Source organism: Mesorhizobium sp. WSM4830 (genome assembly GCF_055811495.1).
The window spans coordinates 129672-145092 of the sequence record NZ_JBVVQI010000017.1; the positions used below are offsets into that span (position 1 = coordinate 129672).

The following is a 15421-nucleotide window of genomic DNA, read 5'->3' on the forward strand; positions in this document are numbered from 1 at the left end:
CTATCGCTGAGCGGAAGATGACGCGCGTCCGGCGCGCCATCCCCCGCCAACAGGTCATGTCTGCAACGTCTTGAATGTTGCGCGCACCTCATCGGTGAAGATCTTCGGCTGTTCCCAGGCCGCGAAATGGCAGCCCTTGTCCGTGCGGCCGTAATGCAGGAGCTTCGGGAACGCGCGTTCAGTCCAGCTCTTTGGCGCTGTGTAGATTTCGCTGGGGTTCGCAGTGGCGCCGACAGGAATTGTGATGCCCTTGGCGTCGAAGAAGCCGGCCTTCGCCGTTTGCGCGTGTTCCCAATAGAGACGTGCCGACGACATCGCCGTGTTCGTCAGCCAGTAGAACGTGATGTTGTCGAGGATGTCGTCGCGGGTAAGGCCCTCCGGCTCTCCGTCGAAGGAGCGGGCGATCAGCGCATAGCTATCCGCATCGTGATCGAGGATCCACGCCGCCAGGCCGGCCGGTGAATCGACGATCCCGTAGAGCGTTTGCGGACGAAGCGCCATTTCGTTGGCGTAGCCCAGGCCGTTCTTGTAGAAAAACGCGACCTGCTCGTAGGCGCGCTTCTCGTCGGGGCCGAGATCGGCAGGGGGCGGGCCGCCAGAGGCAAGCGCTTTCACGATCTCGGGCGGAATGGTCCCCGGCATGTTCGTGTGGATGGCGACCAGCTCCGGAGGTGCGATCAGAGCCATCTGTTCGGTGATAAGTGCCCCCCAATCGCCACCCTGCGCGACGTACCGGTCGTAGCCGAGGCGCTTCATCAGCACGATCCACGCCCGCGCGATGCGCGCTGAATCCCAACCGATTTCGGTGGGCTTGCCGGAAAAGCCGTAGCCCGGCATCGACGGGATCACCACGTCGAACGCGTCGGCCGCGGTACCGCCGTGCGCAGTGGGATTGGTGAACGGATCGATGATCTTCAGGAGTTCGATGACCGAACCGGGCCAGCCATGCGTGATGATGACAGGCAGGGCGCCCTGATGTTTGGATTTCACGTGGATGAAGTGGATGTCGAGGCCGTCGATCTCGGTGACGAAATTCGGCAGCCCCTTCAACCGCGCCTCGCATTTGCTCCAATCATATTCCGTTCCCCAATACTGCATGAGCTTCTGCATCGTGGCGAGTTGCACGCCCTGCGTTGGCCCTATCGTCGCAGGGGTCGACCAGATCCGCCGGGAGGCCTCGTCGGATACGAGCTCGCGCTCGGGCCAGCGCGTAGCGACGATGCGCCGGCGAAGCTCGGTGAGCTCCTCCTGCGGGAAGCTAACGGTGAAGGGGCGGATGCCATCGCTGGTTGATGCGGCGGCCTTTTGTGACGGGAGCAGGCTCGCGGCGCCTGCGGCGGCGATGCCGACGGCGGCAGTGCCCAGAAGTCGCCGGCGATCCTGGTCGATTGTTTCGGAGGTTCTGGTCGTGTCCATGGGACTCTCCTGGGGTTGATGGATGCGATCTGCACTGCTTGACGTACCCCCAGGAGATGGGATTAGCCCGTTATGCGTCGTGAGCTCTTGTTAGTCGCTGCCCGCCAGCCGCTTTTTTGAGCAGATAGAAGGCGCCAGACAGTGGAGACTCCCTATGGTGCGGGAGCGTTCCTTGACATAAACTGAGGCGCGCTGGGTGCAGGCGGCTCCCAAAAGAAGAGACGCCATGACGATGACGGCAAGTCAGGCCAAAGACAGATTGTCGTTTGGCCCTTTCTGCTTGGCTGCGGGTGAAAGGCTCCTGACAAGAGAAGGCGCTCCCGTAGAGCTGGGCTCGCGCGCCCTTGAAATTCTCATCGTTCTGACTTCCGCGCCGAATGAAGTCGTCAGCAAGAAGGATCTGATGTCGCGGGTTTGGCCCGATGTGGTTGTCGAGGAAGGCAGCTTGCGGTTCCACGTGACCGGACTGCGCAAGGCGCTGGGCGATGGAAAGGATGGCGCGCGTTACATCGCGACGCTTCCGGGGCGCGGCTATTGCTTCGTTGCACCAGTCTCGCGATTAAGCAGCCCACACGACGAAGCCCCATTCATCGCCGCCGGGTTTCCGCATGCGAATCTTCCAAGCCGCTTGAGCAGAATGGTCGGGCGGGATGAGGACGTTCTCAAGCTGTCGGCGCAGCTGAATGCTTCGCGGTTCGTCACCATCGTTGGCGTCGGCGGTGTCGGCAAAACCACCGTCGCGATCGCAGTCGGGCATCATCTGGTCGACGCATTTTATGGGGCAGTTCTGTTCGTCGATCTGGGGATGATCGGTGATCCCGGTCTGGTGACGACAGCCGTCGCCTCGATGCTTGGGCTATCCGTTCAAACAGAAGATGCCACGCCCAACCTGATCGCCTACTTGCGCAACAAACGGATTCTCTTGATCCTCGATACCTGTGAGCATCTCTTGGATGCGGTGGCGCCTTTGGCAGCAAGCATCGTCGATGCGGCGTCACAGGTCCACATCCTGGCGACGAGCCGCGAGGTGCTTCGGGTCGAGGGCGAGCATATCTATCGATTGGATGCGCTTGCCTATCCGCCCGACGAACCTGGACTAACGGCGGCCATTGTCCAGACCTTCCCGGCCACCCAACTGTTCGTCGAACGAGCGGTGGCAGGCGGCGCTCGTTTGGACGTCAGCGATGCGGAGGCCCTGCTCATCGCAAGCATCTGTCGAAAGCTCGACGGAGTGGCGCTCTCCATCGAACTGGCGGCCAGGCGCGTCGAATCCTATGGGCTGCAACAGACCGCCGCACTTCTTGATCAACGCCTGACACTGCTGTGGCTCGGTTCGCGGACCGCGCCGCCGCGCCAGCAAACCCTGCAGGCGACACTGGACTGGAGCTTTGGGCTCCTGACCGACCTTGAGCGCGTGGTGTTGCGCAGGCTCGCTGTATTCGTCGGTCATTTCACGCTCGATGCCGCACTGGAGGTGGTGACGAGCGCGACCCTCGATCGATCGACCGTCCTGGGCGCCATGGACAGTCTCGTCGCCAAATCGATTGTAGCGACGCGTCCGGCCGGAGCGATGATACGCTACCGGCTCCTCGATACCACGCGCGCCTACGTTCTCGATATCCGGATCGATGACGCGGAGGCTGCCGATCTGGCAGTGGGCCACGCCGCCTACTATCGGAGATGGCTTGAGCAGACCGGGATCGCATGGCCAAAACTGGCGACCGGTGAGGAACGGGCTCCTCACTTCGCCGCCATCAACAATGTCCGAGCTGCCCTGGAATGGTGCTTCGGCAACAACGGAAACGCCGACATCGGCATGGGACTCGCCATCGCTGCCGCGCCGGTTTTCCTGGCGATGTCCTTGTTGCAGGAGTGTCATCGCTGGTCTGAAAGAGCAATATTGGCTTCCGACGGTGCCGCCCTTGGCGGACTTGACGAGATGCATCTTCAGGCCGGTCTCGGCGTATCCTTCATGTTCATGCGGGGAGGACGCGACAGGGCGCGCGTAGCCCTGCAGAGAAGCCTAGCGATCGCCGAGGAGCGCGGCGATGCGCTGGATCAGGTGCGTCTGTTGGGTCCGCTCAACATGTTCCATCTGCGGACGGGCAATTTCGTAACCGCCCTCGAATTTGCAAGACGTTGTTCAGCCACAGCCGCCGGTCTGGAGGATTCGGTCGCGATCGCGCTTGCACACTCGATCCTGGGCATCTCGCTTCACCTGCGAGGTGACCTTGCGGAAGCGCGCGCGGAGTTGGAGGCGGCGCTCGACCGTGGGCCGCGCTCTCAGCGGACCACGACGATCTATCTGGGCTTCGAAGGCAAAATCCTGGCCAGGGCAATTCTGGCGAGGAACCATTGGCTGCAAGGCCATCCGGATCAGGCCATGGCACATGCTCGGCAGGCCGTCGAAGAGGCTGCCGCCATGGATCATTCTCTAACGCTGGCGATCGCATTGATCTGGGCGATATCGGTCTTCCTGTGGGCGGGCGACCTAAAGAGCGCCGAGGCGTATATCGACATGCTTATCGCCCGCGCGGAATCCCATTCCATGACTCCTTACCTGCTGGTCGGTCGGGGCTTCAAAAGCGAAGTCGCGATCCGTCAAGGCGATGCAAAAGGGGGTGTCGAGGGCCTGCAGACTTCTCTTCTGAAGCTGCACGCGGCACCTTACGAATTGCTCACGACTCCGCTCAACCTCTCGCTGGTCAGGGGATTGTCCGCAATCGGTCAGGTCGATGAAGCAATGGTGCTGATCGACGATTCACTTGGTCAAGTCCAAAAGAACGGCGACCTATTGTACCTTCCGGAGTTGCTGCGGATGAAGGGAAGCCTTGTTCTCCAGCTGTCGGAAAGCAATCGCGCCGAAGCCGAGACATGCCTGTCGCAGGCGCTGGAATTGAGCCGCAGTCAGGGTGCGCGAGCATGGGAGCTGCGAACCGCAATCGACATAGCGGCGCTGATGGCCGGTCGAGGAGAAGTCGACAGCGCTTGCGCGTTGTTACAGCCGGTATTCGAGCATTTCGTGGAAGGCCTGAGTACAGCAGATTTGAAGGCCGCCGAGCGCCTGTTGGCGAGGCTGCGCTAGCTGCCGCCGATGCACGTTTACTTTTCTGGAGACGGCCGGACATCAGCTTTTGGCGTATCCACGCCTTTTTGACGGGGTGGATGGCGGGCAGTATCAGATGGGACGGATCGATCTCGCTGGACCAGTCTGATCCGTATAAACGCTCGTATTCGGTAGGAAATCGTTTCGCGAAACGCTCCGTTTGATACTGCAATGCTGTACCATTGTGCCGAACATCAGATGGGACGGACTTCGAAGAAATATCCAGTCCAGCCAGTTGATTACGCGTCTTTGTTGAGGTCGTGCCGTCCCGAATGCAGTACGGAAACGCTCACAAGTCGTCCGGGCGGCTTTCGGTGGCAGGCGCGATCGAAACGCTTTCACCATTGCTACCTACTCGCTGCGGCCCCTTCATCTCTTTTCTTGCGGCCTCTGTACGGAGCTCAAGGTATCTGGCTAGGTCGGCGAGACGACCGCCTTTCGCACCTTCTGGCTGTCCTCGATCCGCACCAGCTGAATGGCAATTTCGCCGGTGGAGATCCTTGCAGACCAGCTTCGTTGGCCTCAGGTGAGAGAATAGTCTCGGCACACGTCGTCGATTCGGGATGATGGCCTTGCCTCCGTACTGAGCCATCAAAGGTAGTGCTGTGTTCATCTCAGGTTGCTATCCCCTGGCGGACTGGCGAGCCGCCCAACGGGTTCAACAGCCGGGCAGGGAGACGCGTGCATATCAAGCGACATCCGGAAGTGACCCCCGCATTGCCTCAAGCAAAATGTTACCAATAGTGTCGCTGTTCCGAATGGGATGGTCAGGTGTTGTCATCCCGATTCGGAGGATGGATGGCAAGGCGGATCAGCATGGCGACACGGTCGGAATTGGTGGAAGCAATTGTCGAGCGGTATCGATCGGGGAGCCGAAGCGATAAGCGCCTCATCCTCGATGAGTTCGTCGCGATGACCGGTTATCATCGCAAGCATGCGATCCGAGTGCTCCGTCAACGCGCGTCGAAGATACCTGGCAACAAGAGGCACAGCCTTCGCTATGGCGGCGATGTTCGCGAAGCGCTCGTGGTGTTGTGGGAGGCATCGGAGCGGCTGTGTTCCAAACGGCTGCGGCCGTTGATACCTGTCTTGCTGCCAGCGCTTGAACGGCATCGCCGGCTAGAGCTCGACGCCGCGCTCCGCGGCAAGCTGCTGACAATGAGCCGCGACGCTGGATGGGCTTTTGGCGGAGGTACGTGTTGTGGCTCGCGGCGGCCAGCGCCGACGAGCAGGAATGAGTTCGGCGGTTCGCCGATCGGTGCCGGTGCGCACGTTCGGGGACTGGAATGATCCGCCGCCCGGTTACGTCGAGGTCGATTTCGTGGCGCATTCCGGCACGTCTTCGTCCGGCAGCTTCGTGCAGACGATGGTGTTGACCGATATTGCCACGGGGTGGACTGAATGCGTTCCGGTCCGCACGCGCGACAGCGGCAATGTGATTGTGGCGATCAAGCAGGCCCGCTCGTTCTTTCCCTTCCCCCTGCTCGGCGTAGATTTCGACAACGACAGCGCCTTCATGAACGAGTTCGTCGTCTCCTGGTGCCGCAGCGAGGAACTGGAAGTGACGCGCTCGCGCGCCTATCGAAAGAATGACCAGGCGCATGTGGAGCAGAAGAATGGCGCCATCGTGCGTCGCCTGGCGGGGTATGGTCGGTTTGTCGGCGCGGAGGCGACGGCCGCGCTTGGTAAACTTTATGCTGTCGTGCGGCTTTACGGCAATCTGTTCCAACCGTCATTCGAGCTTCAGGAGAAGACGCGGATCGGCGCTCGTGTGATCAAGCGCTATCATCCGCCAGTTCCGCCTGCGGCCCGTGTCCTTGCACATCCGGGTGTGGCCGAGGCCGACAAGCAGCGGCTCCAGGCGATGATGGAAACCGCCGATCCCGTGCTGCTGTTTGCTGGTATCCGCGCCGCGCAGGAGGAGCTTGGGCGGCGGGTCGATCGTCATGGCCTGAATGCGAAGATTGAGGAGCCGGCCGTTATCGATCTACAGCGCTTCGCCGCGAATCTGAAGACGGCCTGGAAGAGTGGCAAGACCCGACCAACGCATCGGCGGCCGTATCGGCGGACCAAACCCTATCCGAAGAGACCCAGCATGTACGAGCCGTTCGAGGCGCAGATCAAGGGATGGCTCGAAGAAGACCCGGCGCTCTCGGCAGCAAGTGTGTTGCAACGCCTGACAAAGATCGACCCCTCGCGCTTTAAGGAAAAGAACCTGAGAATGGTGCAACGGCTTGTGAAGGTCTGGCGCATGGAAGTGGCTGGGCTGATCATCCTCGATGGCGGTTGGATGAAGAGCTGGCCGCTATCTCCCTCCGCCGCGACAGATGGAGAAAGGGCCCATGTCGGCCCTATCGCGTTCGGCAACATTCCTCGGTGAGGCAATAGGAGGGTCAGTTTTCCATGTCGCCCGACAGCGTGCAAAAGGGTGGGTGCGACCTAAGTAACGGCCGGGGTTCAAGTCGGTAGAGGGACACCGCCAATACAGTCCTGTGACCGGAGTTCGTTTGCTGACCCGACACCTTTGTAAGCTTTAGAGCGGTTTGCGGCCTAAATCGTGCCCGCGCAATCACTCCACAGCGCGCTGCGTTACCTCTGCCTGCACTCGGGCCCAAGGAGCCTTGTACATGTGGCTCCGACCGCGGCCTCATGCTCGGCAAGATGTGATCCGCCCTCCGAGCTACACGACGTCCCGCCCAAGGCGGGACTTCGCCGTGTTCAGGTACGACACTGGATGGACCCGCTTATCAGGTGCAGCACGCCACGCTTTGACGAGCAACTTGATTGCGGTTGCGGCTGTCTTGTCGCTGCTGCCGCCCGAGCAGCTCGTTTTGGGTTTTCCGCTGCAGCTGTTGCTGGCGCGGCCGCCGTTGGTGAACAATCGGGTGGCCGGTTCGGTACGCGCAGCAACCTCCCTCCGATTGCTGCATTGATCGGTGCCACCGATCGCAGCCCGCTTCTGACGCCCGCCCCGGAATGCCGTATTAAACGCAGAAGCCTACCGAGATCCCAATTCGCCTTTTTCCCAGCCATTTGCGGCAATGGACTCTGTTCCTCAATGTGCCGCCACGTGCGGATGGCTATGTTCGAAGTAGCGGCGTCCTAGGTTCGGATAAAAGGAGTGGCCGATTTGTTGCGTGCGAGACCTTTTCCCATCGTGGCAAGGATTGCTTTTCTGGTCACACTGGCCGGTGTCCTCGTGCTCGCGCTCTCACCGGTGTGGCTTTTGCAGAATTTTGGTTTCGGCTTCACCTCTCATGATGACAAGCTCAATCACGCAGCAGCGTTCGTCGTGTTGACTGCTATCGGCAGTCTCGGTTGGCCAGAGCACAGAGCAAGACTGATAGTTTTTCTCGCCCTTACTGGCGCCGCGATCGAGATACTGCAGGGCATGCAAATAATAAGTCGCGACATGGATATCTTCGACTGGTTTGCCGATTGTGTCGGCATCGCGTGCGGGCTCGCGATTGCAAGCTGGACAAAGAAATTAGCTGGCGGCTTCTCCTAGAGGTCGCATCCTGGCAAGTACGGGCTGGCCGCGTAAAGTACTTGCGCGGTGAAGAGGATTTGCGGCACGCTTCGCTACAGGATTTCCGCGAGTAGGATGGGATGGCCGTAGCTAAGAAGGACCAGGAGTCCCGGAACTTAGACGCATGAAATACCTCATCGCCTCGCTGTTCGGCGCCTTGCTGCTGTTCGGTTTCATCGCCTTGGCTGGCGCTGGCCACGGGTGGATCGCGGGCGCGTTGAGTTGCCTGCCATTAGCTGCGGTCTCGTTTGCCGCTTGGCTCAACGCATTGCGCACTATACCTTCGCTCCATATCGCTAACGGACTGCTTGTTACCGCATGCGTCGTGCTCGTAGGCACGGCGTATGGAACGCTATCAGAAGGCGCGCGCTACTTCCTTGATTATTGGCGCCTGCAAGGTCCCCTGGCCGGGCCGGTTATCGCCCTCATCTATTTCAACTGGGTCTTCGCTTGCGGGCTCACGTGGTGGCGTCGCCGCGCAGAGACTTAGCTTTGCGTCGCCCTGCCGGGAACCCGCTAGAGAGGACCGACGAGCAAGAAGACAATCGCTAGGCAATCGCAAGCTCCGCTTCCGTCCTCGCATCTCTTTCTGGGTCATTTTGTCGGCGGCGATGAGCCGTCGCGGGGATTCCATGACGCACTTCCGGTCCGAGCAGACGACCTACCGATACAGCGTCGGTGAATTGCACATACCTTTGCGCTCGCAACAGGGAGTGGGGGAATGGACGACGAGTCTTTCAGGGCCCTCTGCTGGACCGCCGATGACATGGGGAAGAGCTTGCAAATCGCGCCCTACGCGCGGGTTGATCGGTTGATCAACATCAAAGCTTGAATATGAGAAATGCGCTGACTGTGACGGCGGTGGTCACCGTGGCTCGAGTGTCAGCAGATGTGGTAAGGGTGAGTGTCGGCGAGTAGCAGAGGTCCAGCAACAATGACTTTGAGGCGAACCAGAGCTTACGGCACATCCGGCTTGGTTCTAGCGGTTTGCACTGTGTTTGCTTGGCAGAACGCCGCTGCCGCTCAAAATTGCGACGCAGCCGCGACGCCTGGCGTCAATTGGCAAGAGTGTGACAAGAAACTTCTCATCCTAGATGGACAGGACCTGAGCGGGGCGAACCTGTTCGGTGTTGATTTCACTTCGACCGACCTCAGGAACACCAATCTCCGTGCGGCAAATCTTGAGAAGGCAACTCTTGTGCGTGCTTCCTTGGCCGACTCGACCGCCAAAGGCGCCCGGTTCGACAGAATCGAGGGCTACAGGACCGACTTCAGCCGTATGGACGCGCAGGGCGCTGTGTTTGCGAGCGCCGAAATGCAGCGCTCGAATTTCCAGGACGCCAATCTGACCAATGTTGATTTCACAAAGGCAGAACTGGGGCGTGCGCAGTTCCATGACGCCGATATCAGCGGCAGCCGCTTCTCGTTTGCCAATCTCGCACGGGCGGACTTCCGAGGAGCGAGGTTCACCGCGCCGATAGACTTTGACCGCGCCTTTTTCTTTCTGACCCGTATCGAGGGCCTCGACCTTTCCAATTCGGCGGGTCTGTCCCAGTGGCAGCTCAACATGGCTTGCGGAGACGCCCGGACCGAGTTGCCTTCTGGCTTGACGAGGCCTGAAGATTGGCCCTGTCAATTCCAGCAGGAATAGTTGTCGGCAAGCGAACTGCGGCAATGCTGCACCCGACAGGATTCGAACCTGTAACCTGCCTCCGGCGGCCGCAGATCCTCCGCCAAAGTGGCACGTTTCTACGGTATTGCTATTGGCGAAATCGCGGCCGAAGGGTGTTTGTGCCGCTTCCGTTCACCGCTACCGGTCCATCGAACCGGTAGCTCCTGTCCGAATAAATCAAAGTCATTGAGACGCGCCGCAAGCTCGTCGAGCTCAATATTTGCGCGCCTGTCCGGAAAATGGGTGACGGCGTCGAACTGGTGTTCGCCGCGATGCTCGCGGCGAAGCCTCCAACCGAGACGACGAGCGACCGGTTTTCGATAGGCGACTCTCATAACGCCTCTCCTTCCACAATGGTAGGAGCGCGGCGTTCGATACGAACCTGCAAGCCTGTCAACACGCCTGCGATAATCAGCCCTCCCGCCGTCACTTCGTCGCCGCTCACAAACACCCGGTCCAATACCGGGCGACAGCACTTGAAATAGGCCGCGGCATCTTGGGGGATTAACGAATTGTGTCCGCCTATTTTAGGGACTGGTGCGTTCTCGCGCCGCTCAAGGCGGCGGAGCGGGAAGCGCCTGACATTCTCACGGATCCGTTAGTCGAGAACGACGTGGAGTAGATGAGCTTTTGCCAGGTGGCAAGCGGTGGAATCTTGCCCCTCAGGACCGGACAAATTCCAGCAACGGGCCGATATCGTGATTGTCGGCGGCGCGCAGGGCTTCGACATAGCCCCGCCGGGTTTCGCCGGGATCGACAAGGCTGGCGCTGCCCCAGGAGAAGCGGGGGCGATTCATGCTGACGAGCAACAGGTCGGTCGCGAGCCGTGCGTGGCGGCCGTTGCCGTTGGGGTAGGGATGGATCCATACGAGTTTGTGGTGAAAGCGCGCTACGATTTCATCGGGCGGGTAGGTTTCGTGGTCGATCCGGTAGCGGCAGTTATCGATGAGCTGTCGCAGTTCGGTGGGGATGCGGTAGGCATCGACGCCGATATTCTGGTTGCTGTCGCGGTAGCTGCCGGCCCAGCGCCAGACGCGGCCGAACATCCGCTTGTGCAGATCGTTCAGGAATTTTTCGCTGAGCACATCGCGTTTGCGGGCGAACGCCCATTCCTCCGCGTCGAGCATGTTCGCCTGTTCGGCTTCGTTCAGTTCGCCGCGCAGGGTGATGTAAGCCGGGATCAGGCCTTCGCGCTCTTTAGGGCTGAGCGGCGTTGCGGCGTCATCCTGTTCGAGGAGCGGATCGGTCATGACGCCTCGTCATCCCACAGCGCCGAGCCGGGCTTTTCCAGCAGGCGTCTTGCGATCTGCCTGACCTGCTCTTCCTCGGCTTCCGGATCGAGGCTTTGTGCTTCAAGCGCCATTGTGTGGCGGGCAGGCTTGACGCGACGCCTTGCCAGCTTGAGAGCGCGTTCCTCTGTAAGGGTTTGGAGCGGCTTGCGCGGCACCAGTGCATAGACGAGGTCGCAGTCCAGCGCCCGGGCGGCGCGTTCAAGCGAATCGAGCGTGATCGCATTGGTGCTTTCGGCTTTTTCGATGGCGACGGCGCGCGGCTGGCTGACGCCCAGCCGCTTTCCAAGCTGTGCCGTCGTAATGCCGAGCGCCTCGCGGATCGCCTTGATCCAGCCGCGCGGCGGCCTTGCGAATCCCTCCTGGGCTCGTAAGGGGCTGAGCCTCTTGTCGAGCTGGCGTCTGGCTGTGGCGCGTTCCTGCGGGCGCATTTTGATGATCCATCATTATTCAAACACGTCCATGCAATAGCATATATATGATCAACTGTTCGAACTATGATAACATATATGTTATTACCATCGGCGGGTCTGATCAGTAGGAGAGAACTGGAGGCAAGGTCACGCGTAGCGGACTGCTTCGGCCGTTCTCGTTCGCCGGCAAGGATTCGTCCAAGTCGGACGAGTTCCAGGGCAAGGGCGCGGCCGACACGGAACGCGAGGACCTCAAGAAGCGGGCGGATGAGCTTGGCATCGAATACGCCAGGAACATCTCGACCGAGAAGCTGAAGGAACTCGTCGACGACAAGTTGGCGGAGTGACTTCAACGAGGTGCGGCCCGCGACTGCCCCACCTCTCAATGACAAGGGGCCGTCCGTTCGAGCTCGGCGCTTCGACAGCAATGGAACGAAGATACCTCGACCTGGTTATAAGCATGGGTAGGTGTTGTTCATGAGTATACTTAGATCACTCCAAAGTGCCACTTTGAAGCTGAAGGAGAAGACGGGTATATTCATGCCCGTACTTTGGCTGCTTGGGTTTTATGCGCTTGGCGCAATCGTGCTTGCTTTCTTGCGGCACTTCAACGTGGTCTAGCTTCGCCAAATCCGACGAAGGAAGGCGGCCGATACCATGGCCGCCAAGGGTATGATGCGATTGGCCGGGTCCGTCCCCTATCAATCCTTCAAGGCATCTCGAACTTTATCTTTCGCCTTGCCGAAACCTTTCTGAAGGCTGCCCTCAGCCTTATCAGCGGCCCCGTCAGCGCGAAGCTTATCATCACCGGTGGCCTTGCCGATCTTGTCCTTCACATCGCCGCGCAGTTTCTTCGCGGAACCCTTAACTTCGTCCTTGTGCATGGTTCTTTTCCTTTCGCAGAACTCAACGTGAGCGGAACCTGAATGTTCCAGAGTGAGCAGGATCGGCATGGCTGGATACGGTGATGATGCAAGCTTCAGAGCCTAAGTAGCTGCAGCCGGCTATACCGTGCCTGCGGGCACGATCGCCGCGGCTCGCCAGCGCGGCAGTGCCTACATCGACGGCACCTACGCCATGCGCCTTCCGGGCGTGCCCTACGGGCGGTCTAGCGCAACAGCGAGCACGGCCGCGCACCGGCGCCACTGTGTACGGCACGACCCTTGCGTGCGATCTGATCCCGCAGCGGGTCATTGATGCCTCGTACGAGGCCGCATACCTCGAGCTGGTAAAGCCCGGCTCGCTGTCGATCTTCCTTCGACCCTTCCAAGAAGGTGAAGCACCAGAAGGTCGAGGGCATCGAACGCGAGTTCTTTGAGCCCGGCGAAACCGGCAACATCTTCGCGCCAGATGCGCCGGTCTCGACCATCATCGAGGGCTTGCTCGCCCCGCTAATCGGTCCCGCCTACGGTCTGCCTGACACCTTGGTCGTGGGATGGCTGGCTTCTATGACGACATGGCCGAGATGGCCACGGAACTGCTCCAGCCGGAGGGCGAGGGCGGATTAGGGCAGGGGGAGGTCTTTCTGCGGAGAAGCATAACCGGCGCTCCAGACCCATCGACATCATGGATACCCGGCACTCCGAAGATAACAGATTATCCGTTTCGAGGCCGCCCGCCGCGTCACGCAGAAATAGGTCGACGGCACGCTCATTGTGGCCACCGATAACCAGATCACGTTCGCTGTGCGGGCCATTGTCCCCGCCATAGCCGACACGCTCATCATCGACGGCGCCGAGCTGGTCATCAAGGATCTGCGGCCGATCCCGCCAGCCGGCACGCCGGTGGCCTACATCGCATTGGTGGCGGCTTAAAATACCGCGAGGTATTTGAGCAATGACACGATGCCGATGATGATCACGACAACTCGAGCGATCTGGCGGGTACGGCCGTCAAGCGGCAGAAGGTTAACGAGATACAATACCAGAACGATGACGAGGAAAGTGACCAGAATACTGATTAAAGGTGTGCCGGCCATTGCCCCTCACTGACATGAAAACTAGCCAGCAACACTGCGTTGCGTGGTCTGAAAGTTCCACATGCTAAAGCGCCTATCACCTCGCGAGCGATTCGAACAGCTTGTCTCGACCTTTGAGCCGATGCTCCGGGCCGCCTTCATCGAGGCGATCGACGACATCCGCAGCAACGTCGTGCTGCTCCGCATGGTTGAGCGCTTTGAGCGCGGCGACATCAACGGCGCGTCCAGGCGATGAACCTCGACCGAGGCCGCGTTTCGGCCGCTGGAAGAGCGGCAGACCTTCAACGGCGGCGGCGTTGCGAGCGTCGAGCAGATGCCGGCGCTTCGCCATCCAAGCGGCTTTCGTCGTGCTGCGGCGCCAATCCGACCAGGACCGCACTGGAGGTGGTCGGGTGACCGGCAGCAGAAAAGGCGGGTGATCGGGCTCACCACAGTTCAGAGCGACTATGTTGCCCGAGCCCGCGATGAACTGCTCTCTGGCGAGCCCGACCAGTTGCGGGCCTATCTGACTCGGAAGCATCGCGAAAACGTTTCGACCGAACGATCACATCTGCGATCCGAGATGGTAAACCAATCCCTACCAATCTGGTGAGACCGGATCAGCGCCCGATATTCCGACGGACTGGTGAAGCTCCGCGCCGACACGATCGGGCTGCATGAGACGTTCGCCGCACGAGCATCCAAAGACACATCGCATTTGAGCAGGCGATCGCCAAGGGTGCGGTATGGCCCGATGCGATCACGAGGGGTTGGACGCTGAAAAGGTGTTTCCCCGAATATGACTTCTTCTTGAATGGCGATACGGAGCCTTTCGAAGGCGACTATCAGATCCTACCGATCTGCGGGGTGGGTGGCGACGAGCCGGGCACCCTGCGCGTTCTCGATCACCCCGAGCAATCAGTAATGATGGGCATTGCGGCGGCGCTGAAGGGTTTCAGACCCGGCAAGCCGCCGGCGCTGAACTAGGGTATGAACCCATAACTTAAGGACGGCGACTAGATGGAGTTGCAGGTGCTCAGAAATGAGTTCGAAGCGGGAGATGGGTCGTTCCTCATCATGATTCGACCCAACATGATCTGGGATGTCGAGGCGTTCGATCGATTGTCCAACGCTATGGAGCAGTACTGTCGAGCTCACGAGGGAAGCCAGACATTAGAGCGATGGGTGGCAGTAGGGTTTTGGTACGCGCCAAGGTTTGTCCGGGCGTGGACGAGCCATCCCGAGTTCCCTCGCGTCTTTCCGGTCACATATTTTGACAGAGCGTATCGTCGGCTGGATGATTTGGCCGACTGGTATTTTTTGGGCAGCTATCCGTATCCCGCGAACCATGTTTGGGAGCCTGTCCGCCCTTAGCTTCTATCCAACCGTCAGTTGGTGGACGCATTTCATGCGATGCGCCTATGATGCCTGACGGTCCGGTTGCACCGGGCAAGCCCACCCCCCGCATCCCCCCAGCCTGGTGCAAGTCGCTTGATCGGGTCCCGCCGTCATGGGGCATGTGCGGCGGGACTTTTTTGTGGTCCTGGTGGAACAGCTGACCGGCGCGATGGTTCATCTTAACGCAGCAACTCCCTCCTTTGTGAATTGCTGCCAGATCGGGTAGCCCCGATCGGCCCGCGTCTTCTCCCGGAAGCGCGGGCTTTTTTGGATGCTGGGTTCGGCTGAGAAGCCGCGGAATCACCTTCCGTTCACTCTAGCTAATATAAGCTTTGTACCTAGTATTGACTGGGTGCGTAAAATCGTAAGGACCGGCGCCGGCCGCCTTGAGTCGTTCCGCCGATGGAGCCCAAGCTGGTCGCGAAGCCACCCGAGGGTGAGCCCTGGACTGGACGGCTACCGCACCCAGATCCTCATCAACAGCCCGACGATATCCGCGCCTTCACCAAGAGCGGTGTGGACTGGACGAGTAAATACACCGGCCTCGTCGAAGCCGCGCGGGAGCTTGACGTCAAGAACGCGATCTTCGAGGGTGAGGCAGTGGTCACCAATGCGGCCGGCCTGCCCGACTTCGACGCGCT

The 15421-nt window shown here is 60.1% G+C and carries 16 protein-coding genes; 9 read left to right on the forward strand and 7 right to left on the reverse strand.

The window, feature by feature from the left end:
* Window positions 1-54: 54 nt before the first annotated feature.
* Entirely contained in the window at window positions 55-1416 is a 1362-nt protein-coding gene (locus AC0L2Y_RS21655; RefSeq protein WP_473559330.1) for an epoxide hydrolase family protein, read from the reverse strand.
* A 226-nt stretch (window positions 1417-1642) separates the two neighbouring features.
* Here AC0L2Y_RS21655 and AC0L2Y_RS21660 point away from each other — a divergent pair, with 226 nt between their 5' ends.
* From AC0L2Y_RS21660 to AC0L2Y_RS21685, 6 genes are all read left to right on the forward strand, one after another.
* Window positions 1643-4501: an ATP-binding protein gene (locus AC0L2Y_RS21660; protein WP_473559332.1), complete on the forward strand. Its 2859-nt coding sequence runs from the start codon at window positions 1643-1645 to the stop codon at window positions 4499-4501.
* Between the two features lie 819 nt (window positions 4502-5320).
* Window positions 5321-5812 carry a hypothetical protein gene (locus tag AC0L2Y_RS21665; RefSeq protein ID WP_473559333.1) on the forward strand — a complete coding sequence of 164 codons (492 nt, stop codon included), beginning with the start codon at window positions 5321-5323 and terminating at the stop codon, window positions 5810-5812.
* Window positions 5757-6902 (forward strand): integrase catalytic domain-containing protein, encoded by a 1146-nt coding sequence (locus tag AC0L2Y_RS21670; protein ID WP_473559335.1) that lies wholly within the window; start codon window positions 5757-5759, stop codon window positions 6900-6902. The genes AC0L2Y_RS21665 and AC0L2Y_RS21670 overlap by 56 nt, the downstream gene beginning before the upstream one ends.
* A gap of 741 nt (window positions 6903-7643) precedes the next feature.
* On the forward strand, window positions 7644-8030 hold the full coding sequence (locus AC0L2Y_RS21675; protein ID WP_473559337.1) for a VanZ family protein: 387 nt from the start codon (window positions 7644-7646) through the stop codon (window positions 8028-8030).
* A 145-nt stretch (window positions 8031-8175) separates the two neighbouring features.
* The gene (locus AC0L2Y_RS21680) at window positions 8176-8541 is read left to right on the forward strand and encodes a hypothetical protein (protein WP_473559339.1); all 366 of its coding nucleotides are present in this window, start codon (window positions 8176-8178) and stop codon (window positions 8539-8541) included.
* A 444-nt stretch (window positions 8542-8985) separates the two neighbouring features.
* Window positions 8986-9702: a pentapeptide repeat-containing protein gene (locus tag AC0L2Y_RS21685; RefSeq protein ID WP_473559341.1), complete on the forward strand. Its 717-nt coding sequence runs from the start codon at window positions 8986-8988 to the stop codon at window positions 9700-9702.
* Between the two features lie 683 nt (window positions 9703-10385).
* Here the strand turns inward: AC0L2Y_RS21685 and AC0L2Y_RS21690 are convergent.
* From AC0L2Y_RS21690 to AC0L2Y_RS21705, 4 genes are all read right to left on the reverse strand, one after another.
* Window positions 10386-10973, reverse strand: coding sequence for a mobile mystery protein B (locus tag AC0L2Y_RS21690; protein WP_473559343.1), 588 nt, complete (start codon window positions 10971-10973; stop codon window positions 10386-10388).
* Window positions 10970-11443 carry a mobile mystery protein A gene (locus AC0L2Y_RS21695; protein WP_473559345.1) on the reverse strand — a complete coding sequence of 158 codons (474 nt, stop codon included), beginning with the start codon at window positions 11441-11443 and terminating at the stop codon, window positions 10970-10972. The genes AC0L2Y_RS21690 and AC0L2Y_RS21695 overlap by 4 nt, the downstream gene beginning before the upstream one ends.
* 683 nt (window positions 11444-12126) lie before the next feature.
* On the reverse strand, window positions 12127-12309 hold the full coding sequence (locus AC0L2Y_RS21700) for a CsbD family protein (protein WP_473559347.1): 183 nt from the start codon (window positions 12307-12309) through the stop codon (window positions 12127-12129).
* 224 nt (window positions 12310-12533) lie between these two features.
* Window positions 12534-12797: a hypothetical protein gene (locus AC0L2Y_RS21705; protein ID WP_473559349.1), complete on the reverse strand. Its 264-nt coding sequence runs from the start codon at window positions 12795-12797 to the stop codon at window positions 12534-12536.
* 283 nt (window positions 12798-13080) lie between these two features.
* Between AC0L2Y_RS21705 and AC0L2Y_RS21710 the strand changes: the two genes are divergently transcribed.
* A complete protein-coding gene (locus AC0L2Y_RS21710) occupies window positions 13081-13239 on the forward strand; it encodes a hypothetical protein (RefSeq protein ID WP_473559351.1) in 159 nt (52 codons plus the stop codon).
* Here AC0L2Y_RS21710 and AC0L2Y_RS21715 read toward each other — a convergent pair.
* Both AC0L2Y_RS21715 and AC0L2Y_RS21720 read right to left on the reverse strand, forming a co-directional pair.
* Complete coding sequence (locus tag AC0L2Y_RS21715; protein ID WP_473559353.1) at window positions 13236-13403, reverse strand: Thivi_2564 family membrane protein; 168 nt, start codon at window positions 13401-13403, stop codon at window positions 13236-13238. The genes AC0L2Y_RS21710 and AC0L2Y_RS21715 overlap by 4 nt on opposite strands.
* A 76-nt stretch (window positions 13404-13479) precedes the next feature.
* Window positions 13480-13734, reverse strand: coding sequence for a hypothetical protein (locus AC0L2Y_RS21720; protein WP_473559355.1), 255 nt, complete (start codon window positions 13732-13734; stop codon window positions 13480-13482).
* A 458-nt stretch (window positions 13735-14192) separates the two neighbouring features.
* On the opposite strand from AC0L2Y_RS21720, the gene AC0L2Y_RS21725 reads away from it, so the two are divergent.
* Window positions 14193-14369 carry a hypothetical protein gene (locus AC0L2Y_RS21725; protein WP_473559357.1) on the forward strand — a complete coding sequence of 59 codons (177 nt, stop codon included), beginning with the start codon at window positions 14193-14195 and terminating at the stop codon, window positions 14367-14369.
* An 813-nt stretch (window positions 14370-15182) separates the two neighbouring features.
* Window positions 15183-15421 (forward strand): DNA ligase-like domain-containing protein (locus AC0L2Y_RS21730; RefSeq protein ID WP_473559361.1); only part of this gene is annotated, 239 nt, incomplete at its 3' end.